The following is a 23356-nucleotide window of genomic DNA, read 5'->3' as shown; positions in this document are numbered from 1 at the left end:
CCCCCCCGCGCAACCTCACACGTTCCGGACCTTCCCCTGCAACCGAACCGCCGAAAGCTCCGCCACTTTCCATATCGACATTGCCTTCCGCTGCATCGGGTCCTTCATCGCGGCTACTCGTTTCCATCCCTCGCAACTTGTGGCTTCATCTCGCGTACAAGAGCTTCGCGCAAAGCCCCATAAGCGCCCCCATTCCACAGAAGATGACGAAACCAATCGCGCCTCGAATGGCACGCTGCCGCCATAGCAATCCTCGCTCGGTGAGAAGCACCGGATTCAAAAGCGCATTCAGTGGATTCCACATCGTGCGGGCGGAGAAGCGATCGGAGTTATTTTCGAAATTGCGGAAAAACGCCGATCAGCGACACAACCACGGCGAACCAGCACGTCATTCCCAGGATCAGAAACACAACGAACGCGACCAGCAAGAACACCATCGCCACTCCTCGAAATCATTGTGTCGCGCTAGCCCAAACCCGGCTCGCAGCACGAACGCGTCCCCACGCTGAGCGGTGCACGCAGAAAACCCGACGAAGCACGTCACCAATCCCCCAACACTTGTAGGCGCATTCCTACAGCGGTGCTCCGACCCGATCGCGACGACAATGAAGAGAGCCCTCGGTGCCCACCCTCGAGGCGAGTTCCGCACAAGCGAGCGGCCGCAGGCCAATAAGTACATGGGCCGCGGCTGCGGCCAACCTTATCGAGCGCGGAGGACCTGTCTGAGCAGCGAGGGTGGGCAGCGAGGGCTCTTCTGCGACCACGCATGAGCGCCGCGTCGACCCAATCGCGCGCAGGCGCGCTCCTACAGGGCCGAGGTTCGGCCGGAGGCCGTGAGTGAGGCACGCGCCGCAGCTGCGGCGAACCGGTTCAGAAGTCCCAGCGGAGGCCGACGTTCGCCGACCAGCCGCGGGCGCCAGCGGAGCCTACGCTGTTTTGCCAGTCACCCTCGCCGTAAATCGACACCTTATTCCGCCACGCCCACGTCCCACCCAGGCCCAGCTCCACCATCTGCCCAAACTTCCCACCCGCAAACTGCTGCGACACATCGAAACCCTCCGCCCCCACGTCCACCTTCGACACCCCACCCCAGCCCTTGATGTAATTCGCCCGCGCATACGGCGTGAACCTGCTCCCCGCCGCCGTCGTCCACGTGCGATCGAAACGCAGGCCCGCGCGACCGACCGTCTGCTCCAGCGGCTCGTAATGCGTCGTCACCGCATCCACGTCGACCTGGTCGCGCAACGCGACATGCTGGCGGACCAGCTGCAACTGCGGCTCGAGCTCCCAGCCACCGTCGAAACGGAACGGATAACCCGCCTCCACCGAACCCTCCCAACCCGACCCCCGCACGCGCGCCGTACCGCGCTCGCGCAGTGTGTCGATGTCGCCGGCATGCCGGTCGCCCGAGGCGATCAGGTCGACATAGAAGCCGCTCACGTGCTGCCAGGTCACGAACATCGCGATGCTGTTGCTGTCCAGCTTCACGTGGCTGTAGCCGTCGGCCGCCTTCGGATCCAGCCGGGTGGTGCCGTGCGTATAGGCGACACCGGCGCGTAGCGTCGACCGGTCGGCGTCCAGTGCGAACAGGTTCACGCCGACCTGCACGGCGCGCGTTTCCACGTCGTAGTCGTAGCCATAATCCTGGAACGACCGGTTCGTCGAATAGTGGTAGTCGCCGCCGAAGTAACGGACGAACGGTTCGCCGCCGAGGCCCTCGCCGAGGTCATCCATGTCGCGCACCTCGCCCAGCCGGCGATGCAGGTTGTCCAGCGACCGATAGCCAAAGAACGCGATCGCCGAGGGCGACACGATCGATGCGGGTACCTGCGGCACGACGGCCGGGCGTGCTTCGGCCGCGGGCACGCTCGCCACCGGCAGGTCGCCGCCCGTGGATGGCGTGGCCGGCGGCGGTGGCGGCACATAGGGTTCGCCCGGCGGCGGGGTCGGCGCGGGCGTGTCGGTCGTCGGTGCCGGGCATGGCCCGTTGCACACCAGCACGTTGGCCAGCCGGTAATCCCAGAAGGTGTTCCCCGTCGTGGTCCCGCCGACGACGCGCTGCGCCGCGTTGCTCGAGCCCGGCTGGAACGCGTACAGCCCGTACTGAAAGGGACCGAACGCGACGTAACCACCGTTGACGCGGAACGCATCGCCGCTGGAACTGCCCGCGACCTGGACCACCGAGATGCCCTCGTCCGGGCCGACATAGCCATTGCGATTGAGGTCGGTCAGCGCGCCCGTGCTGAGCGAAGACGGCGTGATGTCGAGCACGGTCTGGCCGCTGGCATTGCCCTGCACCAGCAGGCGGTCGGTCGCCTGCACCGCGAGCGCGCCACCGGCGTTGAGCGTGGTGACCAGTTTCACCGTGCCGTTGTTGCCCGTGTAGTCGCCATCCACCGTCAGCGTGTTGCCTGGCGAGCCGCTGCCGTTGGTCAGGTCGATCGTGCCGGCGTTGGTCACGCTGGCGCCACCCGGTGTCGCCGCCGAAATGACCGGATGCACGCCATCGCCGGCGAACAGCGTCGACGCGGGATCGATGTTGACGTCGCTACCGGCCAGGAGCAGGTTGTCGGTCAGGGTGAAGGCCGCGCCATGCACGAGGTTGAAGCTGTTCCAGCCCTGCACGTTAATGCCTTTACCGAGGTCGTCGACGGCGAACGTGCCACCGCGGGCCTCGGTGCCATCGAAGGTCAGCGTATTGTTGCCGCCGCTGCCGGCCAGCAGGTGGTACGTCGTCGAGGTATCGACCGCGCCCAGCGTGGCGGTGTTGTTCGCACTTCCCATGACCAGGCCGCCGTCGAGCGATCCGCCGGTCCAGTCGAAGGTATCGCCGCCTTCACCCGACGCGATCTCCCCACGGACACTGCCCGAGGCGAGCGTCAGCGCATCGCTGCCCGCGCTGCCGCGCACGGCGATCGCGCCCGGCGAGGCCGCGGTGATGCTGCCGTTGTTGACCAGCGTGGTACCCGTGCCGTCGGCGAGGTCGACGACGGGTGCGACCGTGCTTGCCGACGTGAGCGTGCCGGTGTTCGCCACGGAGGATGCCGTACCGGCAATCAACGCCGATCCACCGGCGGGATCGAGGATGTCGACGCTGGCACCGACACTGACCGCGCCGGTGGTCAGCGCCTGGATCCCCGTGCTACCCGCCGCATTGCCGTGGATCGTGTAACCACTGCCGATGAGCAGGTCGCCGTTGGTCGCCGATCCGTCGGCGCGACGGAAGGCGTAGCCCACCCCCGCGCCATCCACCTCGAAGGTCGCCGTCGACGCGGGGTCGATCGCGGTGGCCGTGCGCAGGCCTGCGCCGTCACCGGAATGCAGGGTGACGCCGGACAACGTGATCGCGCCGATTTCCGCGGTGTTTTCGATGGCGTTGCCCGTGCCCAGCGTGGTGATCGTCGTGCCCGTCGCAGCCAGCGACGTCGCGCCCACGTCGAGCAGGATACCGTGTGCACTGCCCCGGGTCGTGATCGCCGAATCGCCGCTACCGAGCACCAGGCCCGCACCGGCCGTGAGCAACACGCCGGCATGTCCGTCGTCGACGTCGATCGTCCCGGCGGGATTCAGTCGCTGCGTGCCGGTGCCTTCGATGCGCACGCCGGTGCCGTTCGCGACGTGGATGCTGCCGGTGTTCGCCAGCGTGCCGCCCGTGCGCAGGATCGCACCGGTGGCCTCGGGTCCGCCAAGGTTGACGACGCCACTGTTCGTCGCGATCGCATTGCTCTCGACGATCAGGCCGGTGGTGTTCGCGCCGCTGAAATCCAGGGTCCCGGCATTGACCAGTGTCGCGCGATTGCGGCCGATCAGTCCGATCACACCATCGGACGACGAGCTCAACGTCGCCAGGCTGTTCAACGAGGTCGCGGTGGACACCGCACCCGTCGCGGCACCGGTGAGGTCGTGCTTCTGTCCGTCCGCGACGCCTGCCACCGCACCGGCGCCGGTCAGCGACATCGTGGTGGCGGCATCGATCGTTCCCTTCGCCCCACCTTCGGCCACGACGCCTTGCGCACCGGCACCGGTGACGGCGATGTTCGCGTTGCGGGTGCTCAGCACCGAGCCCGTGCCCGAGCCGAGCACGCCCGTGGCCCCGGCACCGGAGACGCCGAGCGTGAGGCCGGTACCGTCGAAGTCGGCGCCGCTATCGAGCCGGAACAGCGTGGATTGCGCGGTCGACACGTCGAGCACGGAGCCCGCTGCGACGTTGATCTTCGCGTTGTCGCCGAACGCGAAGAAGCCGATCTGCTTGCTGCCGGCCTGGAAACTCGGCGCCGCGCCCGCGGCGACATTCACCGTCGCCCGGCCGCGGGCGTGGATGCCGATGGCACCGTCGCCCTGCAGGTTCACCGCGCCCTGGATATCGCCCGTGGCGGTGGCGCTGCCCTGCCCCTCGACCCATACGCCATAATTGCGCGTGCCGCTCGCCGGATCCGCACCGCCGGCCACGTTGATCGTGCCGGTGGAATGGACCAGCGACGGCGTCCCCGCGGTGGACACCGCCTTGATGCCGGTGCCATTCACACCGGTGACGTTGATCGTGCCGGTGTTGCGGATGCCCGGGCCGGTCGCGCCCGCGTTCATCACGGAGATGCCGATGTTCTCGCGCGGCACCGCCGCCGCGCGCCCGGTGATGTTGATCGTGCCGGCGTTGGTGACATTCGCGGCCGGTGCCGTCACCAGGATCGCAGCCGCGTTCTGCGTCAGCGTGCCGATGGTGATGGTGCCCTGGTTGAGCACGGTCGCCGCGGTGGGCACGTTGATGCCCGTGGTGATCGTGCCCTGGTTGAGCGCCACGTCGGCGGCTACCGCGCCGGGCGTGTACTGCGGGCCGCGGCCGATATAGATCATGCCATCCGCGCCGTTGGTGAAGCTCGCCGTGGCATCGTTGAGGTAGACGCCGTCGGCCGAACCGTTCGAACGCGAGCCGGTGACGCCGACATTCACCGTGCCCTCGTTCGTCGCGACCGCGCCCGCGCCGACGCGGATCCCCGTGGACTTGCCCGCGCCGTTGGTGATGCCGAGCGACAGGTTGATGATGCCGTTCGCCGCGTTGTCGAAACGGCTGCCCGACTGCACGTCGACGATGTTCGCGCCCAGCGAACCGCTGCTGATGCCGCCACCGGCGTTCGGGAAGAAGTTGCCGTTGATCACCCCGGCGTTGCTGCCACTGCTCGCACCGGTAAGGACCAGTGCCGATCCGTCGCCGCTGCTGCGCTGGCTGCCGAGCGACCCCTGGTTGATGAAGGTCGCACCGCCGTCGGCACGCACGGCGCCGCCATTGGCGTTGACCACCTCGAGCACGGCGCCTTGGGCGATGCTGCCGTGCGCGTTCGGCCCGACCAGGCGCATCGCGATGCGATCGCCGATCGGCTGGGCGACATCGTCGGGTGGGCTGTCCGCCGTGATCCCGTAGACGATCTGCTCGGTGGTCGACGTATAGGCCAGCGCAAACAGCGTCACGTACTGTGCCGGGTCGAGCTTGCCGGCCTGGATCTGGGCGATCAGGAAGCTGTTGTAGTCGCGCAGCTGCGCATCGTTGGTCACGGTGTGCGCGGCCGTGCCATCTGCGGTGGTGACATTGAACGTCCCGCCGTAGTGCGCCACGAAGCTCACGCCGAAACTGCGTGGCTGGGTCGGGTCGGCGACTTCGCCGTTGAAGGTGATCCGGTTCTGTCCCTGCCAGTTGAGGTTGCTTGCCGCCGTGCCGGTGCCGTCGGCATAGAACAGGTCGGTCTGCTTGGCCGCCATGGTCCACGCGTTGGTCGGCGCCTGGCTGTTCGCGCCCGTGCCGATGGCCACGTCCAGCGTGCCGCCACCCGGGCCGACCTGGCCCACGCGCGCGTCGATGTACTGGTTGTCGCCGACGTTGACCAGGTCGGGCACGACCGTCGAGTAAGCCACTGGCGGCAGCGCGAACAGGTTGTTGTTGTTATAGACCGAGACCACCCGGTTGGTCCCGGTGATCGGATCCTTCACCGTGATCCCCAGGTTCTGGCTTCCCGGATTGAGCCGCCCGGCGCCGATCCACTGCTGGCCGGAGACCAGCCGGCCTTCGTCGCTGAGCTGTTGCAGCGTGGTGTCCTGGGCCCCGGTCTGCCCCGCGGCGAACTGCTGCGGCCCGGTCAGCGTGAGCGTGGTGCCGGCGGGCACGTCGAGGCGGCCGACCTCGGCATCGTTGTCCACCGGGTTATAGGGAGCGAGCACGGCCTGCGCATGGGCGGCGGGCCAGGGGGCCAGCACGGCGGCGATGCAGGCGAAGAGCACGGCGTGGCGGCAGCCACCCATGACCGGGCGACGGTGGAGCGCAGCACAGGTTTTCATGATCCATATCCCCGCTGGCGCCGCCGTCCGGAGCGGCTAGGCACACAGTTGGCAATCACTGCCCGGGTACGGCGAAAGGCCCCCTCCTTCGCTCCCACTCCCGGCGCCAGGGCCTTCCGTGCAGAGCGACGAAGCGCAGGTTTTGCCTGCGCTTCGTCTCCGGCTACGGTCTATAGGAGGGCCGGGATGAAGAAAACGTGCATTCACCGGGCCGGATGCAAGCGTTTGCCGGATGGTGGCCGATCGGCGCGACTCCCCTATACTCCCGCCGATGAAACCCAGCGTCCTGTTGCAGTACATCCTCCCGCACCGCTTCCTGTCGCGGATCGTCTACCAGGCGACGCGCTGGGAGTGGGTCCCGTGGAAGAACTTCCTGATCCGGGAGATCGTCCAGCGCTACCACGTGGACATGGCCCAGGCCGCGCAACCGGACCCGCTGGCCTACCCGCATTTCAATGCGTTCTTCACCCGAAAGCTGAAGCCGGGCGCGCGCGTGGCCGATCCCGACCCGCAGGCGATCCTCTCGCCCGCCGACGGCCGGATCAGCCAGCTAGGGCCGATCCGCGACGGCCGGATCTTCCAGGCCAAGGGCCAGGAGTACACCGCGGCCGAACTGCTGGGCAGCGAAGAAGCCGCCGTGCCGTTCCGCAACGGCAGCTTCGCGACCATCTACCTGTCGCCGCGCGATTACCACCGCGTGCACATGCCGCTGGCCGGCACCCTGACCGGCACCACCCATGTGCCCGGTCGCATCTTCAGCGTCGCGCCGTTCGCGGTCGAGGCGATCCCGCGCCTGTTCGCCCGCAATGAACGCCTGGTCTGCCATTTCGATGGCGAGCACGGTCCGTTCGTGTCGGTGATGGTCGGCGCGATCCTGGTCTCCAGCGTCGCCACTGTGTGGGACGGCCTGGCGATTCCGCCTTACGCATCTGAGATCATTCGCAGCGATTGTCGCGGCCGCGGTCTCACGCTCGAGCGCTTTGCCGAAATGGCCCGTTTCAACATGGGCTCTACCGTAATTCTACTGCTCCCCGAAGGCTACGAATTCGACGATCTCCAGTCGCAACAACAAGTTACGGTTGGACAGCGGATCGGGCGCTGGGCGCGGGGCGGCACGGCCGCATGACCTTACGCGTCACTTTGTGACGAAAACGTCTTACATTTGACGCATCGCCGGCGTATGCTCCCTTCCTCGGACGCAAGGGGGCTCATGGCCACGTCCGACACGCAGTCGTCGTACGCAGTCGTCGTATAGGGGAGCCGTCATGCGTCTGGTCACACATCTCATCGCCGTCAACCGCGAGATCCGCCTCCGTCGCCAGCTGGCCGACATCGAGCGCGTGGTGCTTGCGCTGCCCGTTCGCACCCATGCGGACCTGCAGCAACTGGTTCGCCGTGAGATGGAACAGGCCGCCGCATGTGATTTCCCGCACCTCTACGGCACGCCCCCCGAAGAGCGTTACAGCACGTATGGCCACGGCCCCGACCTGGGCCTGGGCAAGGCGCGCTCGGAAAATCCGCTGATCGCCACCCGTGGCGTCGCCCTGTGGATCGCCGCCGTGTACCACGAGACGCTGGATTCGCGTCGCCCGGGCATGGAAGAACTGCACCGCCAGGTGCTGCGCCTGATGCGCCAGATCAAGGAGCTTTCCGCTCCCGATCGCCGCGAGCTGGGCACCACCGACTGGATGGAACCCTCCGCCCTCGCCTGAGCCCCTGCCTCAGCGGCAGACCGGCACCTTCAGCGACTGCCCCACCTTGAGGGCATGGCCCTTGAGGCCATTCATCTTTGCAATGTCTTCCACGTCGGCGCAGCTGCTCTTGCGCGCGATGCTGACCAGCGTGTCGCCCTTGCGCACGGTGTAGCTCTTCGCGCCGGACGAGCCCTTCGACGACGACGACGACGAACCACCGCCGCTGCCGTAGCTGTACTGCGGGCCCGGGCCGTTCGGTCCGTTCGCACCGCCACCACTGCCACCACCACTGGCCAGTGCGGCCGAGGTCGCAGCCGGCGGCGGCGGGGCGATGATCTTCACCGCGTTGTGCAGGTCGCTGGCGAGGATCGGCCAGGGACCATCCGCGCAGCTGGCCATGTAGGCTTTTTCAAGCTGCTTGGGTACGTCAAGGCGGGTTCCCGCCGGCTGGCTTACCTGCGGATCGAGCCGCGGGTTGAGGTTGCGCAAGGTACGGAACCAGCCTTGCGGCATCTCGTCGACCGAGCCAAGGCACACCGTCAGTTCGCTGAGCGACGCCGGGCGGGTCAGCGTGATCGAACCGGGCACGCCATCCACCTTCGGAAACTTCAGGTGGTAGCTGTCCGGATGCAGGAACAGCCATGCGGCGGCAAGCACCATCGGCACGTAGTCGCGCGTTTCGGCGGACATCTGCCCGTAAATGGCCGGATCGTAGAAGCCGGCGCCCGGGCTTGCCGCGGCGATGCGGCGCATGCGCCCTTCGCCACCGTTATAGGCGGCCAGGGTCATCTCGAGGTTGTTGTTGAAGGCGCCCAGCTGTTCGTTGATGTATTCGGCGTTGGCCTGGGCAGCCATGGTCGGGTCGAAGCGCTGGTCGAAGCCGCTGTCGCTGGACAGGCCGAAGCGCAGGCCGGTGGCGTACATGAACTGCAAGGGGCCGGAGGCACCCGAACGCGACACGGCATGCACCTTGCCGCCGGATTCCTTGGCCATGATGCCGAAAAGCAGCGCCTCGGGCAGGTCGCCCTTCTGGTACGCCGGCCACATCTTGTAGCGCATCATCTGGTAATTGACGTACGCATCCATCAGGTTCGGGCGCAGCTGGGTCAGCCACATCTCCAGCGCGGCCTTGACCGGGCCGTTCATCACCATCAGGTCGGAAAACTGCTGGCCCTTCAGCAGCGTGACGCTGCGCTGGGCCTGCGGAAGCGCATTGACCACGACCGAGCCGGCGGCATCGCCGGGCTGGGCGCCCACTTCGGCGGTCTGCTCGGTATCGTCGGCATCTTCGCCTTCGATGAAGCTGCCATCCTTAAGACGCAGCAGGCGGTCGAACACGGCGGCGAAACGCTGCGGGTCGCAGCCGGGGGTCAGCCCACAGCGCGCCGAGGCGTCCTTGAGCTGGTCCAGTGACTGCTTGCGGGTCTTCGCGGCCTGGGCGGTATCGCCGCGACGGGCCTGGTCGATCGCCGACTCATACCCCTTGCTCGCCTGGTTCATCCGGTCGTACAACGCATTCACTTGCGGTGATGCCTTGCCGGGACGGGTGGAACCACCGGAAGCGCAGCCGGCGAGGACCGCGAGGGGAAGCAGGAAAAGGGCGTGGGAAACGCGCAGCGACATGCAGTGGACCAGATCAGGCAATGCCGGCGACATTACGCCGTAAGCCTACGTGACTCAAGCGCTCCCGCGGAAAAATCTCCGTAGTGGCGCATCCTTGCGTAAACTTGTTCAGGACATCCTTAAGGACAGACCCATGCCAGGCATCTTGATCGGCCGCAGCGACGACACCGCCGTTGAACTGGATCCGCGCTATGGCAATCGCCACGGCATGATCGCCGGCGCCACCGGCACCGGTAAGTCGGTGACCCTGATGCTGCTGGCCGAAGGGTTTTCCCGGCTCGGGGTGCCGTGTTTCCTCGCCGACGCCAAGGGCGACCTCGCCGGCCTCGCGCAGGCGGCCGCCGCGCCCTCGGACAAGCTGAAGGATCGCCTGGCCAGGCTCGGGCTGACCGGCTGGGCGCCGCAGGCCAACCCGGTGGTGTTCTGGGACATCTACGACAAGCTCGGCCACCCCGTGCGCGCCACCGTGTCGGAGATGGGACCCACCCTGCTCGCCCGCATCCTCGAACTCAACGACACCCAGGAAGGCGTGCTCGAGGTGGTCTTCCGCGTCGCCGACGACGAAGGCCTGCTGCTGCTCGACCTTCCCGACCTGCGCGCGATGCTCGGCTTCGCCGCCGAACATGCCAAGGACATTTCGGCACGCTACGGGCTGATCAGCGCGCAGAGCGTCGCGGCGATCCAGCGCGCGCTGCTGAAGCTGGAGCAGGACGGCGCCGACCATTTCTTCGGCGAACCCGCGCTCGAACTCAGCGACCTGATCCGCCAGGACATGAGCGGCCGCGGCGTCATCAACGTGCTGGCCGCCGACACGCTGATCCTGAAGCCACGCCTGTATTCCACCTTCCTGCTCTGGCTGCTCTCCGAGCTGTTCGAGCAGTTGCCGGAAGTCGGCGACCTGGACGTGCCGAAGATGGTGTTCTTCTTCGACGAGGCGCACCTGCTGTTCGACGACGCCCCGGCCGCCTTGCGCCAGCGGGTGGAACAAGTGGTGCGACTGGTCCGCTCCAAGGGCGTGGGCGTGTATTTCTGCTCGCAGAATCCCGACGACGTGCCCGGCGAAATCCTCGGCCAGCTCGGCAACCGCGTGCAGCATGCGCTGCGTGCGTTCACCCCGCGCGACCAGAAGGCGGTGAAGGCCGCGGCGGAAACCTTCGCGAAGAACCCGAAGCTCGACGTCGTGGAAACGATCGGCACGCTGGGTACCGGTGAAGCGCTGGCGTCCACGCTCGGCGATGGCGGCGTGCCCAGCCCGGTGCAGAAGATCCTGGTGTCGACACCGACCTGCCGCATCGGCGCGCTCACGCTGGACGAGCGCACGACCATCCGTTCGCGCTCGCCGGTGGGTGCGAAGTACGACGCCGCGGTGAATCGCGAATCGGCCGAGGAAATGCTGGCCGCACGTGCGACGGCGAAAAACGCCGACGATGCGCCGCCGGTGAAGGACGCGCGCAAGGGCGACGACCAGGGTTCGGGCTGGGGCAACACGGTGCGCGACGCCGTGCTCGGCACCAGCCGCCGCCAGGGCATGCTGGAAACGATGGCCAAGTCGATGGTGCGCACCGCCGGATCGCGCGCGGGCCAGCAGATCGTCCGCGGCATCCTCGGCAGCATCTTCGGCGGGAAGCGCTGAGCATGCCGCGTGTCGCCCTCGCCGATGCATCGATCCCGTTCAACCAGCGCATCGTCAGTGGCTTTCGCTACCCGATGCGCGGTTCGGCGCCGATCACCATCCTCGCCGTCGCCGCGTTCGACCTGCTCGCCTATATCCCGATGATGGGTTTGCGCCTGCTGGTGATCGGCCTCGGCTGGGTCGCGCTGTACACCTACGCCTTTGCCTGCCTGCGGCATACCGCCGACGGCTTCGAGAACCCGCCCGAGATGGCGATGAACTCGGAAGACCAGGCGGCACGGGCGCTGATCATCATCCAGCTGTTCGGCAATGCGATGGCCTTGCTTGCGCCGCTGTTCTTCGGCGTGCCGGGCCTGCTGGTCTCGGTCGCAGTGGCCCTCGTGCTGCCGGTGGTGACGATGTCGCTGACCTTCGACGGCGTCGGCGCGGCGTTGAACCCGTTGACCTGGGTGGCAGCGATCGGCCGCATCGGTGGCGATTATTTCAAGCTGTTCGGCGTGATGCTGGCCACCAGCCTGTTGCAGACCGGCGCGCAGTACGCGATGCAGCAACGCGGCCCGCTGTTCCTCGGCACCGCGGCGTACTACCTCGTGGCCAACTACCTCGCGATCTATAACTTCCACCTGATGGGCGCGCTGATCCACCACCACCATGAAAAGCTCGGCTATCGCCCCGAGGCCGAGGTGCTGGCGGAGATGGCCAACCCGGCGGACGACGTCGCCCTGCTCGACCACGTGAACCAGATCGCGCGCGACGACGTGCCCGCGGCGACCGACATCCTTACCGAACGCATCCGCGAAGGCATCACGCCAGCACCGATGCACACCCGCTACCGGGAACTGCTGCGTGCGCAGGGCCGCCTGCCCGAGCTGCTCGTGCACGGGCAGATCTGGATCGCTGCGCTGGTCGCCGGCGGCGAAACCCGCCGCGCGCTGGGCGTGGTGCAGGACTGCCTTGGCGTGGACCCGGCCTTCGTGCCGGACGCGTCGAACACCTGCGGACCGCTCGCCGATACCGCCGCCCACGCCGGCATGCCGCGGCTGGCCCTGCAGCTCGCCCTCGGTTACCTGCGCCTGTGGCCGGGCGACATGGGCGCGCCGCACTACGGCCTGCTCGCCGTACGCATGCACCTGCAGCTGGAAGAGCGCGACAAGGCGGCACATCTCGCCCGTTCGTTGCTGGCGTCCTACGAGGGGCATCCGCTGACCCAGGACATCAACGCCCTGCTCGACACGCTGGATCCGGCGCGCAAGGTGGCGCCATGAGCCGCTGGCGTCCACCGGCGCCCTCGTCCACCGCGATCATCACCCGCGAGGGTTTCGAACGGCTGAAGACCGAGCTCGACCACCTGTGGCATACGGTGCGCCCGGAAGTGGTGAAGGCCCTCGCCGCGGCCGCCGCCGAAGGCGATCGCTCGGAAAACGCGGAATACACCTACCGCAAGAAGCAACTCGGCGAGATCGATCGCCGCGTGCGTTACCTCAGCAAGCGGATCCCCGTGCTGAAGGTGGTCGAGGCCACGCCGTCGAACGCCGATGCGGTGTTCTTCGGCGCGACGATCGAGCTGGAGAACGTCGACAGCGGCGACATGCTTCGTTACCGCATCGTCGGCCCCGACGAGACCGATGCGAAGCTGGGCTGGATCAGCATCGATTCGCCACTGGCCCGCGCGGTGCTGAAGAAACGCGTGGACGACGAGTTCGAAGCCGTGTTGCCGGGTGGACCGACCCGCTTCGCGGTGGTCGCCGTCAGCTACGCGTGAGCCAGTCGCGCGAGGTTCGTTGTGAACGCATCGACGTTCGCCGCGAACGCGCGCACGGCGCCTTCCTCCAGCGGCGCGCCTTCGCGCAACGCCCGCTCCAGTGACTCGCCCTCGCGGGCGACGGCCGATTCACCAAACACGTTGACCCCGCCCAGCACGTGGTGGATCCAGCCTGCCACGCGCTCGGTGTCGCCGGTGGCCAAGACGCCGTCGAATCGGGCCAGCGCGTCGCGCGTGGCATCGACGCCTGCGCGGATAACGGTCGCGACGTTGTCGTCGGAACCGAAGGCGCGGCGCAGGCGCTCGATGTCGATGCCCGCGCCTGCTTCCGTGCCGGTGCCGGAGTCGGAGTCGGTGTCGGTATCGGTGCCGGTGTCCGAATCACTACCGGAGCCCGGCTCGTCACCTCCAGCGCCTTCGAGGTCGCCGGCCCGGCCCAGCCAGTTCGACACGGCCGCGTGGAACGCCTCGAGCCGGATCGGCTTGCGCAACAGGTCGTCCATCCCGGCGTCCAGGCAGCGCTCGCGCTGGTCGGCGCGTGCGTCGGCGGTCATCGCGACGATCGGCAGGTGCCGGTCGCTGCCCGCCTCGCGCCGGCGCACCTCGCGGGCGACGGCATAGCCGTCCTTCCGCGGCATGTGGCAGTCGACCAGCAGCAGGTCGTAGTCGACCCGTTCGAGTGCGGCCATCGCGGCTTCGCCATCGTCGACGATGTCGCAATCCAGGCCATGCAGCGCGAGCTGGGCGCGGACCAGTTGCTGGTTCACCGGATGGTCTTCGGCGACGAGGATGCGCACGGCGCGGCGGTGCGGCAACGCGGCCGCGTGGACACCGCCATCCTCGCCGCGAACGACCGTCGCCGGGTCGACCATGGGCAATTCCACCGTCGCCGTCACCACGGTGCCGTTGCCGGGCTCGCTCTGGATGACGATGTGCCCGCCCATGCGTTCGATCAGGCGTCGCGAGATGCTCAGGCCCAGCCCGGTGCCGCCGAAGCGACGCGTCGTCGACGACTCGGCCTGGCTGAAGGGCGCGAACACATGGCGCAGCTTCGCCGCATGGATGCCGATGCCGGTGTCAGTGACGACGAAGCGCAGGCGCTGGCGACCGGCGTGCTCCTGGTCCACGTGGACATCGACCCGCACCCCGCCGCTGGCGGTGAACTTGATCGCGTTGCCGAGCAGGTTCAGCAGCACCTGGCGCAGGCGGCCGTCGTCGACCAGCACCGCCGCGGCGATCGCCTCGTCGATGTGCACGTCGATGCGCAGCCCCTTCGCCTCCGCCTGCGCGGACATGATCGCCACGGCTTCTTCGACGATCGCACGCGGATCGGTCGGTCGCGGATCCAGGGCGAGATGGCCTGCCTCGATCTTGGAGAAGTCGAGCACGTCGTCGAGGATGTGCAGCAGCGCTTCGGCAGAGTGTTCGATGGTCGACACCATCTTGCGCTGCTCGCCATCCAGCGGCGTGCGTTCGAGCACGTCGAGCAGGCCGATCACGCCATTCATCGGCGTGCGGATCTCGTGGCTGATCGTGGCCAGGAAATCGCTCTTCGCACGCGTCGCGGCTTCGGCGTCGTCGCGTGCGCGCGACAGGTTGCGCGACGCGAGTTCCTGGGTGGTGACGTCCACCCAGTAGCCGTTCCAGCGCACGCTGCCGTCGGCGGCCGCCAGCGGTACCGCGTCGGAGCTGAGGTAACGCACCCGCTCACCGACCTGTGCGCGCACGGTGACGTGCAGCGGCGAGGTGTCACGCGCGGAACGCTCGAAGGCCTGGCGCAGGGCTTCGCGATCTTCCGGCGCCACCGGCGCGAGCAGGCTGTCGCCACCGGCCAGCAGCTCGTTGGGCTGCATGCCGAGCAGGGTCTGCGGATCGCCGCCGACGTAGGCGAGGCTGTATTCGCCCGCGGTGTCGCGCACGGCTTCGTAGACCACCGCCGGCACGTGGGCCGTGACTTCGGCCAGCCGTCGCTCGGTGCGTTCGCGCCGCCGCGTTTCGCGACGCAGGTTGAGGTAGGCGTAGCTGATCGCGATCAGCGAGCCGAGCAGCACGGCGACGAAGGGGAGCACGCGGCTGGCGATCTCGCGCCAGGTCGGCCCGACCACGTAATGCGAGGCGAACCACGTGTTGCGGATTTCCTGCTGGCGATGCGTCGGCAGGTTGACCAGTACGCGATTGATCAGCGGCAGCAGCGGCGCCAGTTCGCGGCGGACACCGATGGCGATCGCTTCGCTGTCGCCGGTCGGCGCGGCCACCTTCAGCTGGCCGAGGAACTGCTCGCGGATGAGGTAATCGACCGAGGCGAGGTTGCCGACGAAGGCATCGCCCTCTCCCGCCGCCAGCCGTCGCAAGCCCTCGACCTCGGTATCCACCGGCACGACCAGCGCGCCGGGCACGCGCGCGAGCAGGCGGCGGATCGGTTCGCGGGTGGTATTGGCCAGCACGCGCTTGCCGGCGAGGTCGTCGCGACCGGCGATGGTCGGCGCGCCTTCGCGCGTCACGATCATGATCGGGAAGTCGAGGTAGGCGGTGCTCGGCTCCAGCCACGGCCAGGTGGCGCTCTGCGGATTGATCGCGGCGACCAGGTCGACGTCGCCGCGCTTCACGTCTTCCACGGTGCCGGTCCAGTTGGCGCTGGGCACCTGGGTCACCCGCAGGCCGAGCTCGGCGGCAATCTCGCGGACGTAATCCAGGGCGAGCCCTTCGGCCTGGCCCTTCTCGGTGATCAGGCTGAAAGGCGCGTAGCTGGGGTCGACCCCGAGGCGCAGGGGCGGCAGGCCACGCAGCCAGGCTTTTTCGCGCTCGCTGATGGGAATGGCGAACTGGCGCGGCCGCGGGGCGATGTCCCGGCCCACCCAGGGCGCACGCAGGCGGCCGTGGTCGGCGGCGGTGAGCTCGCCCAGGGCGTGGTCGATCGCCCGGCCCAGCGGCGCCTCGCTGGCCGGCACGGCGAAGGCCAGCGCGCTGATCGGCAGGGCCAGCGGGTCGCCGACGCGCAGGGCGTGCTCCTCGCCCAGCCGGCCGACGAACTCGCGGGCGGAATACGGATTGTCGATGTAAGCCGCGGCATCGCCCGTGCGGACGCGCTGCAGCGCGTCGGCGGTGGAAGCGACCTCGACCAGGGTGGTCTTCGGAAGCTCCCGGCGCAGGGCCACGGTGTCGAAATAGCCGGCATGCACGGCCAGGCGCTTGCCGGCCAGCTCACCCGGGCGATGGATGATCGGTGTGTCGATCCGCTGGACCAGCGCGGGGAGCGATTCGAAGTAGGTCGCGCCCACGCGGATGCCCGGCATCCCCTGCTCCAGCGGGGTCACGCTGGTGGCGACGTCGATCTCGCCCCGGGACAGGGCCGCCAGCAGCTGCGGCCAGGTGTCGAACACCCGGGTTTGCAGGGTGAGGCCCAGCTCGCCGGCGATCTGGCGCAGGTAATCCGGGCCCAGGCCCTCCAGTTCGCCGTCACGGACCTCTTCGAACGGCGGGTAGCCTTCGCGGTAGGCTCCCACTGTCAGGACCGGATGGTGCCGAAGCCAGGCCTCGTCTTCCTTGCCCAAAGGCGTCTCCGGCGTGGCGTAGGCGAACGCCGACAGGAAGAGAAGGATTAACGGAAGCAGGTATCGGGTCACAGGCGGGCTTCGTCGGGGGAACCATCATGGGCATAATCGGATCGAAACGCACGGGCGTCGCTCAGAACGAAGGAGAACACAAGGCATGCCACTGAACGTGATTCTGGCAGACGATCATCCACTGGTGCTCGTAGGCGGCGCCCTCGCGCTGCGTAACGCACACATCGATGTCGTGGGTGAGGCGAAAGCCGCGGACGAACTGCTCGCCATGCTGGCGGACCGTCCCTGCGACGTGGTGATTACGGATTTTCTCATGCCGAGCGATCGACAGGACGACGGATTCGCCCTGCTCGACACCATTGCTGAGAAATATCCGCACCTCGCCGTCATCGTCCTCACGATGATCAACCGGCCCGCGGCCCTACAGTCGATGTTGGCCCGCGGGGCACGCGGCATCGTCGACAAACGCGCGCCGATGGACGAACTGGCGGTCGCCGCGAAAGCGGTGCGCGACGGTGAGACTTATCTCAGCGAAACCCTGCTGGATATTCTCAACGAAGCCGACGACAACTCCGTCGCGATGCCGGGCGCACCGCTGTCGCCGCGTGAGAAGGAAGTCATCAAGGCCTTCGTCGCCGGTATGTCGCTCCAGCAGATCGCCGACCGCGAAGGCAAGTCGGTGAAGACCATCAGCCGGCAGAAGCGTGATGCGATGCGCAAGCTCGGCGTCGACCACGACAGCCTGCTAGGCGACTACGTGCGCGATCACGGCTTGCTCTGACAAGCCACCAGGGCGGGCGGGTAAACCCGCCCTTCCCTTACCGGCTGGAAGCACGGGGCGCTGAGATAGAACGAGGCATCACCGGTGCCCTCGTGCCAGCCCGGCACGCCCGATACGGGTAGCGGACGCAATTCCTGCGGGTCGTTGAGAATGGCGCCGCTCGCGATCGCCTCGGCGCATATCGTCACGATGTCTGCGTGCCCGCGACTGCCAGTACCAGTGCCACCACCACCGACGCCGACGTCAACGCCGACGCCATCGCCCTCGTCGAGCACCACCAGCGCCTTGCCAACCAGCAGCTTGTCGGGCGTAAGGGCGTGTTCCAGCAAGGCATGACCAAAGATCTCAACGCGTGCCTCGCCACGTAGCCAGGCCTCGCGATGTGTCCAGAACAGCGCATGCCAGTCGTGCCGATCCCAGGCCGCGACCATCGCCGCATCGCGCAGCGTGACCAGGATGCCGGCTTCGTCGAAGTGGGTCAGCGCACACTGCGCGCGCGAACGCTCGCGCGGACCCATCCGTCCGATCTCCGCGACCTGCCGCGCATTCAACGCGCGCTTCAAGGTCGGATAGCGCAACCAGGCAAACGCATTGAACAGGTCGTGCCAGTTCTCCGGACGCGTGGCGATGGCACCACGGGCGATGCGCTCTTCGTAGTGCAGACCATCGTCGAGCAACGCCTTGTCCTGGGTGGCGAAGCGCACGCCGGCATCGGCCGGCCACAGCGCATTCAGCGCGGCCGCATCCGGCCACGCATCACCGTCGATATAGCTTGAGAACTCGCCCCAGTGCGACAACGGTGGCGCCGCGAGCACGCGACGATCGAACGCGTCGCGCGTGGGCGCCACGTACCGCATGGACGTTACGCCAGGCGACCGTAGAGGTCGTGGGCGTCGGCTTCTTCGACGATCACGTCGACGAACTGGCCCGGCTTGAGCAGCTGGCCGTCGTCGATGCGCACGGCACCGTCGATCTCCGGCGCATCCGCGCTGGAACGGCCCCACGCACCATCGGCGTCGATTTCATCGACCAGCACCTTCACGGTCTTACCGACCTTGCGCTGCAGCTTCGCCGCGGAAATCTCGGCCTGCACCGCCATGAACTGCTCCAGGCGATCTTCCTTGAGCTCTTCGTCGACCTGGCCCGGCAGCTCGTTGGCCTTCGCACCGTCGACCGGCGAGTAGGCAAACGCACCCACGCGATCGAGTTCGGCGGCACGCAGGAAGTCGAGCAGCTCGTTGAACTCGGCGTCGGTCTCGCCCGGGAAGCCCACGATGAAGGTGCTGCGCAGGGTCAGGTCCGGCACCTGGCGACGCCAGTTCTGGATGCGCTCGAGGGTCTTGTCCACGTTGCCCGGACGCTTCATCAGCTTCAGCAGGCGCGGGCTGGCGTGCTGGAACGGGATGTCGAGGTACGGAAGGATCTTGCCCTCCGCCATCAGCGGCATGACTTCGTCGACGTGCGGGTACGGGTACACGTAGTGCAGGCGCGTCCACACGCCAAGCTCGGAAAGCCCTTCGCACAGTTCGGTCATGCGCGTGCGGTACGACTTGCCACGCCACTCACGCTCGGCGTAACGCATGTCGACACCGTAGGCACTGGTGTCCTGCGAGATGACGAGCAATTCCTTCACGCCACCGCGGACCAGCTTCTCCGCTTCCATCAGCACCTGGTCAACCGGACGGCTGACGAGGTCGCCACGCATCGACGGGATGATGCAGAAGCTGCAACGATGGTTGCAGCCCTCGGAAATCTTCAGGTACGCGTAGTGCTTCGGGGTGAGCTTGATGCCGGTATCCGGCACCAGGTCGAGGAACTTGTTACGCGCCGGCGGCAGCGCCGTGTGCACCGCGCTCATCACCGAGGCATAGTCCGCCGGGCCACTGATCGACAGCACTTCCGGATAGCTATCGCGAATCAGCTCCGAACGCTTGCCCAGGCAACCGGTGACGATGACCTTGCCGTTCTCATGCAGCGCCTCGCCGATGGCATCGAGCGACTCCTGCACCGCCGAGTCGATGAAACCACAGGTGTTGACGACCACGGCGTCGGCCGCGTCGTAGCTGGGTACGATTTCGTAGCCCTCGACCTTGAGCTGGGTGAGGATGCGTTCGGAATCGACGAGCGCCTTCGGGCAGCCAAGGCTGACGAATCCGATCTTCTGGGTCTGTGCGGCCTGAGCCATTGCCTGGGTACCGAGAGGGGAAACCCAACATTATAGCCCCTCCTCGCTCGGGCGTGGTCGCGGGACCCGCGGCGCTCGGGCGTGGTCGCAGGACCCGCGGCGCTCGGGCGTGGTCGCAGGACCAGCCCTCGGCGCCCACCCTCGCTGCTCAGACAGGTCCTCCGCGCTCGATAAGGGTGGCCGCAGCCGCGGCCCATGCATCTATCGGCCTGCGGCCGCTCACTTGTGCGGAACTCGCCTCGAGGGTGGGCGCCAAGGTCTGTTCTTGCAGCCCGCCGCAAGCCTTGTCTGCAGGAGCGCGCCTGCCGCGACGGGTGGAGTGGCGCACCGTGGCCCTGCCTGGCGACCCGACGGCTTTGTAGGAGCGCGCCTGCGCGCGAACGCGGATTCGGTAGCATTCGACTGTGAAGCCAAAACCATCGTTTCGACTGAAGTTCAGAACGCTCCGGCGAGTCAGTTACAAACATTCCGGCTAAACCGCTCCGTCGGCTGTTCGCGCGCAGGCGCGCTCCTTGTATCTTGGCGGTGCCTCCCATCCGGGGGGTGTGCGAAGGATTCCGGGGAGGCCGCGCGCTCCTTGAAGCAGGATGTTCCTGACTTCGCCTGTAGAGTGGCCCCCGCCCCATTGCCAACTGCGGAGAGTATCCAGAAGCCCGCGAGGGACTTCGCATACAAGGTTGCAGGGGCAAAAAATGCGGGGTCGGGGAGCCGGATCCATTCTCACGCTAACTCGCGGAGGATGTAAGGGATGGTCATGTCGATCGGATTGGACGTCAGCGCGCGCGACTGCGCCGTGGCCTCGTATGACAACGGCAAGGGTGTTGCGCTGGGGAAGTTCGAGCAAACCCCGGCAGGACATGCACGGCTGGCCAGGAAGCTTCTGGATTTACGGCCTTCCTGGGTGGTGATGGAAGCGACCGGGATCTATCACCTGGACCTGGCCATCGCGCTGGATCGGGCTGGATTGCCGGTCTCGGTCATCAACCCGCGCAGTGCCAAGCGGTTCGCCCAGCTCAAGCTCAAGGGCACCAAGACCGACACGATCGATGCGGGGTTGCTTGCCGAGTATGGCGAGGCGCTCAAGCCGGCACGCTGGATCGCACCGGAGCAGGCGGACCTGGCCCTGCGGGACCTGGGACGGCAGGTGAACCGGCTGTTGGGGGAGCGGGTCCGCGCGAAGAACCGCCTGCACGCCCTGACTGCCAAGAAGGGCACGCATGTGCTGCTGCTCGAGGACGAAACCGAGGCCGTCGCCACCCTCGATCGGCGCATCGAACGCCTGCGCGGTGCGATGCGCCAGCAGATCGACACCGATCCGGTGCGCCAAGCCCAGCTTCGCCACATGACCGCAGCCCCGGGCATCGCCGAGGTCTCGGCGATGGCGGTACTCGCTGAACTGGCCATGCTTCCCAGCACTATGAAAGCGCCGCAGGTCAGCCGCCATGCGGGCCTGGACGTTTGTCACACCCAATCGGGCACGAGCGTCCACGGACGGCCGCGGCTAAGCAAGGGCGGAAACACCTACCTGCGCGCAGGCATGTACATGCCTGCGCTGGTTGCCGTGCGCTACGACCCCTTGGTCAAAGCCTTCTACGAACAGCTGCTTCGTCGCGGAAAGGCCAAGCGCCAGGCCCTCGCGGCAGTCATGCGCAAATACCTCACCGGGCTCTGGGCTTGCCTGCGCGACAACGAAAACTTCGACGTCACCAAGCTTTTTAGCCCAGAGCACCTTAGGCAGGGTTGACCGGGAAGAGAGTATCTACGAGAGCTGCCGCTGCGTCGGGGATGCCGATACCGCGGCTGTCACACCCCGTTCGCGGCAAGGATGAGGAGAGCCCTCGGTGCCTACCCTCGAGGCGAGTTCCGCACAAGCGAGCAGCCGAAGGCTGATTAGGTACATGGGCCGCGGCTGCGGCCACCCTTGTCGAGCGCGGAGGACCTGTCTGAGCAGCGAGGGTAGGCACCGAGGGCTATCCTGCGGCCACGTTCGAGCGCCGCGGGGACGACATCGCGCGCAGGCGCGCTCCTACAGGGCCGAGGTTCGGCCGGAGGCCGTGAGGCACGGCCGCGAAGCGGCAACCGGTCTGGCTTGGTACGCTTGCGGGATCGCTCTCAACCAATCCGGAGATTCCCCCATGGGTCACACCCTGATCCTCGACACCTCCCGCCCGCACGAAAGCATGGACGCCTACCTCGCCGAACCCACCGGCACCCCGCGCGGCGCCATCGTCGTCATCCAGGAAATCTTCGGCGTCAACGCCCACATCCGCAGCATCGCCGACCGCTTCGCCGCCGAAGGCTACGTCGCCCTCGCCCCAGCCCTGTTCGACCCGGTCGAGAAAGGCGTCGAAACCGGCTACGACCAGGAAGGCATGACCAAGGGCGTGAAAAAGGTCGCCGAACTCGGCCTGCTCCGCCCCCAGCAGGACGTCGGCATCGCCGCCGCCTACCTCGCCGACACCTACAAGGTAAAGGTCGGCACCGTCGGCTACTGCTGGGGCGGCACCGTCGCCATGCTCGCCGCGCTGCGCCTGGCCCTGCCCTCGTCCAGCTACTACGGCTCGCGCGACGTGCCGTTCCTCAGCGAACCGGCCAAGGCCAACGTGATCTTCCACTTCGGCGAACGCGACCACTCCATCCCGCCGGAGATGGTGGAAAAGCACCGCGAGCTCAAGCCGGAAATGGACACCTGGGTCTACCCGGCCGACCACGGCTTCAATTGCGACGTGCGCGGCAGCTACGACGAACCCAGCGCGACGCTCGCCTGGGAACGCACCCTCGCCTTCTTCGCCCGCGAACTGGCGTGAGCGCGTCGTTCGAACTGGATCCACGGCTTGCCGGCGACACGGTCGTCGTCGGCGACCTGCCGCTATGCCGCGTATTGCTGATGCGCGATAGCCGGTTTGCCTGGCTGGTGCTGGTACCGCGCCAGGCGGGGCTGGTCGAAGTGGCCGACCTGGCCGAGGCAGACCGGGCCACGCTGTGGCGCGAGGTCGACCTCGCCGGCGCCGCGCTGCGTGCGACCGGGCCCTGCGACAAGCTCAATATCGGTGCGCTGGGGAACATCGTCCGCCAGCTGCACGTGCACGTGGTGGCGCGCGTCGAGGGCGATGCGGCGTGGCCGGGGCCGGTGTGGGGGTCCGGAAAGGCCGGGGCCTATGAGGATATCGATCGCGTGGCCGCGACGTTGAAGGCGGCCCTGCACATCGACTGAAATGAAAAAGGCCGGCTTGCGCCGGCCTTTTCGCTTACTGCTGCGTCTGCGGGTCGTAGGCGCCGCTGGACGCGTCCTTGCCCTTCATGCGGTCGGGCAGGTCGGCCTTGTGCGGGGTGTCTTCCAGCTGGCGGGCTTCGCTTTCGACGGCGTTCAGGCGGACGAGTTCGCCCTTCTTGTCGTAGTACACGGCGAAGCCGTAATCCAGCGCCATGCGGGCCATGAAGCCCAGGTGGTTGTCGCGGATCTTGGAGTCGTCGCTGGGCAGCAGCAGCACCGTCTTCGGCAGCTTGCCCTGGTCCTTCATGTAGGCGAAGTGGCTACCGGTGTCGGATGCCGACAGCACGGCACCGTCGACCTTGAACTGGCCGCTCTTGTAGGCCTCGATCGTGTAGTCGAACTGGCCCTGCGCGGTGCTGACGTGGTCCGTCTTCGAGGAGCCACGATGGCAGCCGGCAAGCACCAGCATGCTGGCGAGGAGGATCGCCGCGGCGGCGCGGGCCATCAGGGTGGGAACTCGGATCATGCGTGTCTCCGTGGATCGGTGGAACGGCGGAAAAGGAAAGTCTACCGCGCC

At 67.4% G+C, this 23356-nt stretch carries 15 protein-coding genes; 9 read left to right on the top strand and 6 right to left on the bottom strand.

Features of this window, described 5'->3' with window-relative positions:
* Positions 1 to 870: 870 nt before the first annotated feature.
* Positions 871 to 6324 carry an autotransporter outer membrane beta-barrel domain-containing protein gene (locus tag KPL74_03770; GenBank protein QWT21136.1) on the bottom strand — a complete coding sequence of 1818 codons (5454 nt, stop codon included), beginning with the start codon at positions 6322 to 6324 and terminating at the stop codon, positions 871 to 873.
* Between the two features lie 289 nt (positions 6325 to 6613).
* Between KPL74_03770 and psd the strand changes: the two genes are divergently transcribed.
* Positions 6614 to 7450 (top strand): phosphatidylserine decarboxylase, encoded by an 837-nt coding sequence (gene psd, locus KPL74_03765; GenBank protein QWT21135.1) that lies wholly within the window; start codon positions 6614 to 6616, stop codon positions 7448 to 7450.
* A 139-nt stretch (positions 7451 to 7589) separates the two neighbouring features.
* On the top strand, positions 7590 to 8036 hold the full coding sequence (locus KPL74_03760) for a hypothetical protein (GenBank protein QWT21134.1): 447 nt from the start codon (positions 7590 to 7592) through the stop codon (positions 8034 to 8036).
* 9 nt (positions 8037 to 8045) lie between these two features.
* On the opposite strand, the gene KPL74_03755 is transcribed toward KPL74_03760, so the two are convergent.
* Positions 8046 to 9641 (bottom strand): transglycosylase SLT domain-containing protein, encoded by a 1596-nt coding sequence (locus KPL74_03755; GenBank protein QWT21133.1) that lies wholly within the window; start codon positions 9639 to 9641, stop codon positions 8046 to 8048.
* Positions 9642 to 9774: 133 nt separating this feature from the next.
* Here KPL74_03755 and KPL74_03750 point away from each other — a divergent pair, with 133 nt between their 5' ends.
* Genes KPL74_03750 through greB form a run of 3 tightly spaced genes read left to right on the top strand, consistent with a single transcriptional unit; the run spans position 9775 to position 13036 of the window.
* Positions 9775 to 11274 (top strand): DUF853 domain-containing protein, encoded by a 1500-nt coding sequence (locus KPL74_03750; GenBank protein QWT21132.1) that lies wholly within the window; start codon positions 9775 to 9777, stop codon positions 11272 to 11274.
* 2 nt (positions 11275 to 11276) lie between these two features.
* The gene (locus KPL74_03745; protein QWT21131.1) at positions 11277 to 12539 is read left to right on the top strand and encodes a hypothetical protein; all 1263 of its coding nucleotides are present in this window, start codon (positions 11277 to 11279) and stop codon (positions 12537 to 12539) included.
* Entirely contained in the window at positions 12536 to 13036 is a 501-nt protein-coding gene (greB, locus tag KPL74_03740) for a transcription elongation factor GreB (GenBank protein ID QWT21130.1), read from the top strand. Before KPL74_03745 ends, greB begins: the two co-directional genes overlap by 4 nt.
* On the opposite strand, the gene KPL74_03735 is transcribed toward greB, so the two are convergent.
* On the bottom strand, positions 13027 to 16659 hold the full coding sequence (locus KPL74_03735; protein ID QWT21129.1) for a transporter substrate-binding domain-containing protein: 3633 nt from the start codon (positions 16657 to 16659) through the stop codon (positions 13027 to 13029). The genes greB and KPL74_03735 overlap by 10 nt on opposite strands.
* 85 nt (positions 16660 to 16744) lie before the next feature.
* Here KPL74_03735 and KPL74_03730 point away from each other — a divergent pair, with 85 nt between their 5' ends.
* Positions 16745 to 17380 (top strand): response regulator, encoded by a 636-nt coding sequence (locus KPL74_03730; GenBank protein QWT21128.1) that lies wholly within the window; start codon positions 16745 to 16747, stop codon positions 17378 to 17380.
* On the opposite strand, the gene KPL74_03725 is transcribed toward KPL74_03730, so the two are convergent.
* Together KPL74_03725 and rimO are read right to left on the bottom strand one after the other, a co-directional pair.
* Positions 17365 to 18237, bottom strand: coding sequence for a DUF3025 domain-containing protein (locus KPL74_03725; GenBank protein QWT21127.1), 873 nt, complete (start codon positions 18235 to 18237; stop codon positions 17365 to 17367). The two genes, KPL74_03730 and KPL74_03725, sit on opposite strands and share 16 nt — an antisense overlap.
* 5 nt (positions 18238 to 18242) lie before the next feature.
* Positions 18243 to 19565, bottom strand: coding sequence for a 30S ribosomal protein S12 methylthiotransferase RimO (gene rimO, locus KPL74_03720; protein ID QWT21126.1), 1323 nt, complete (start codon positions 19563 to 19565; stop codon positions 18243 to 18245).
* Positions 19566 to 20319: 754 nt separating this feature from the next.
* On the opposite strand from rimO, the gene KPL74_03715 reads away from it, so the two are divergent.
* From KPL74_03715 to KPL74_03705, 3 genes are all read left to right on the top strand, one after another.
* A complete protein-coding gene (locus KPL74_03715; protein QWT21125.1) occupies positions 20320 to 21309 on the top strand; it encodes an IS110 family transposase in 990 nt (329 codons plus the stop codon).
* 391 nt (positions 21310 to 21700) lie between these two features.
* On the top strand, positions 21701 to 22372 hold the full coding sequence (locus KPL74_03710; GenBank protein ID QWT21124.1) for a dienelactone hydrolase family protein: 672 nt from the start codon (positions 21701 to 21703) through the stop codon (positions 22370 to 22372).
* Positions 22369 to 22779 (top strand): HIT family protein, encoded by a 411-nt coding sequence (locus tag KPL74_03705; GenBank protein ID QWT21123.1) that lies wholly within the window; start codon positions 22369 to 22371, stop codon positions 22777 to 22779. Before KPL74_03710 ends, KPL74_03705 begins: the two co-directional genes overlap by 4 nt.
* 34 nt (positions 22780 to 22813) lie before the next feature.
* Here the strand turns inward: KPL74_03705 and KPL74_03700 are convergent, their stop codons facing one another.
* The gene (locus KPL74_03700) at positions 22814 to 23305 is read right to left on the bottom strand and encodes a hypothetical protein (GenBank protein QWT21122.1); all 492 of its coding nucleotides are present in this window, start codon (positions 23303 to 23305) and stop codon (positions 22814 to 22816) included.
* Positions 23306 to 23356: the final 51 nt, after the last annotated feature.

Origin of the sequence: Bacillus sp. NP157, from assembly GCA_018889975.1 — a bacterium.
Classification (GTDB): Bacteria; Pseudomonadota; Gammaproteobacteria; order Xanthomonadales; family Rhodanobacteraceae; genus Luteibacter.
Note: the sequence above shows the minus strand (reverse complement) of the source record. Positions and strands in the feature narration are given on the sequence as shown.

Coding starts and splice junctions, on each gene's coding strand:
- greB (QWT21130.1), top strand. CDS start 12,536: ATGAGCCGCTGGCGTCCACCGGCGCCCTCGTCCACCGCGATCATCACC.
- KPL74_03725 (QWT21127.1), bottom strand. CDS start 18,237: ATGCGGTACGTGGCGCCCACGCGCGACGCGTTCGATCGTCGCGTGCTC.
- rimO (QWT21126.1), bottom strand. CDS start 19,565: ATGGCTCAGGCCGCACAGACCCAGAAGATCGGATTCGTCAGCCTTGGC.
- KPL74_03755 (QWT21133.1), bottom strand. CDS start 9,641: ATGTCGCTGCGCGTTTCCCACGCCCTTTTCCTGCTTCCCCTCGCGGTC.
- KPL74_03760 (QWT21134.1), top strand. CDS start 7,590: ATGCGTCTGGTCACACATCTCATCGCCGTCAACCGCGAGATCCGCCTC.
- KPL74_03700 (QWT21122.1), bottom strand. CDS start 23,305: ATGATCCGAGTTCCCACCCTGATGGCCCGCGCCGCCGCGGCGATCCTC.
- KPL74_03730 (QWT21128.1), top strand. CDS start 16,745: ATGCCACTGAACGTGATTCTGGCAGACGATCATCCACTGGTGCTCGTA.
- KPL74_03710 (QWT21124.1), top strand. CDS start 21,701: ATGGGTCACACCCTGATCCTCGACACCTCCCGCCCGCACGAAAGCATG.
- KPL74_03750 (QWT21132.1), top strand. CDS start 9,775: ATGCCAGGCATCTTGATCGGCCGCAGCGACGACACCGCCGTTGAACTG.
- KPL74_03745 (QWT21131.1), top strand. CDS start 11,277: ATGCCGCGTGTCGCCCTCGCCGATGCATCGATCCCGTTCAACCAGCGC.
- KPL74_03715 (QWT21125.1), top strand. CDS start 20,320: ATGTCGATCGGATTGGACGTCAGCGCGCGCGACTGCGCCGTGGCCTCG.
- KPL74_03770 (QWT21136.1), bottom strand. CDS start 6,324: ATGAAAACCTGTGCTGCGCTCCACCGTCGCCCGGTCATGGGTGGCTGC.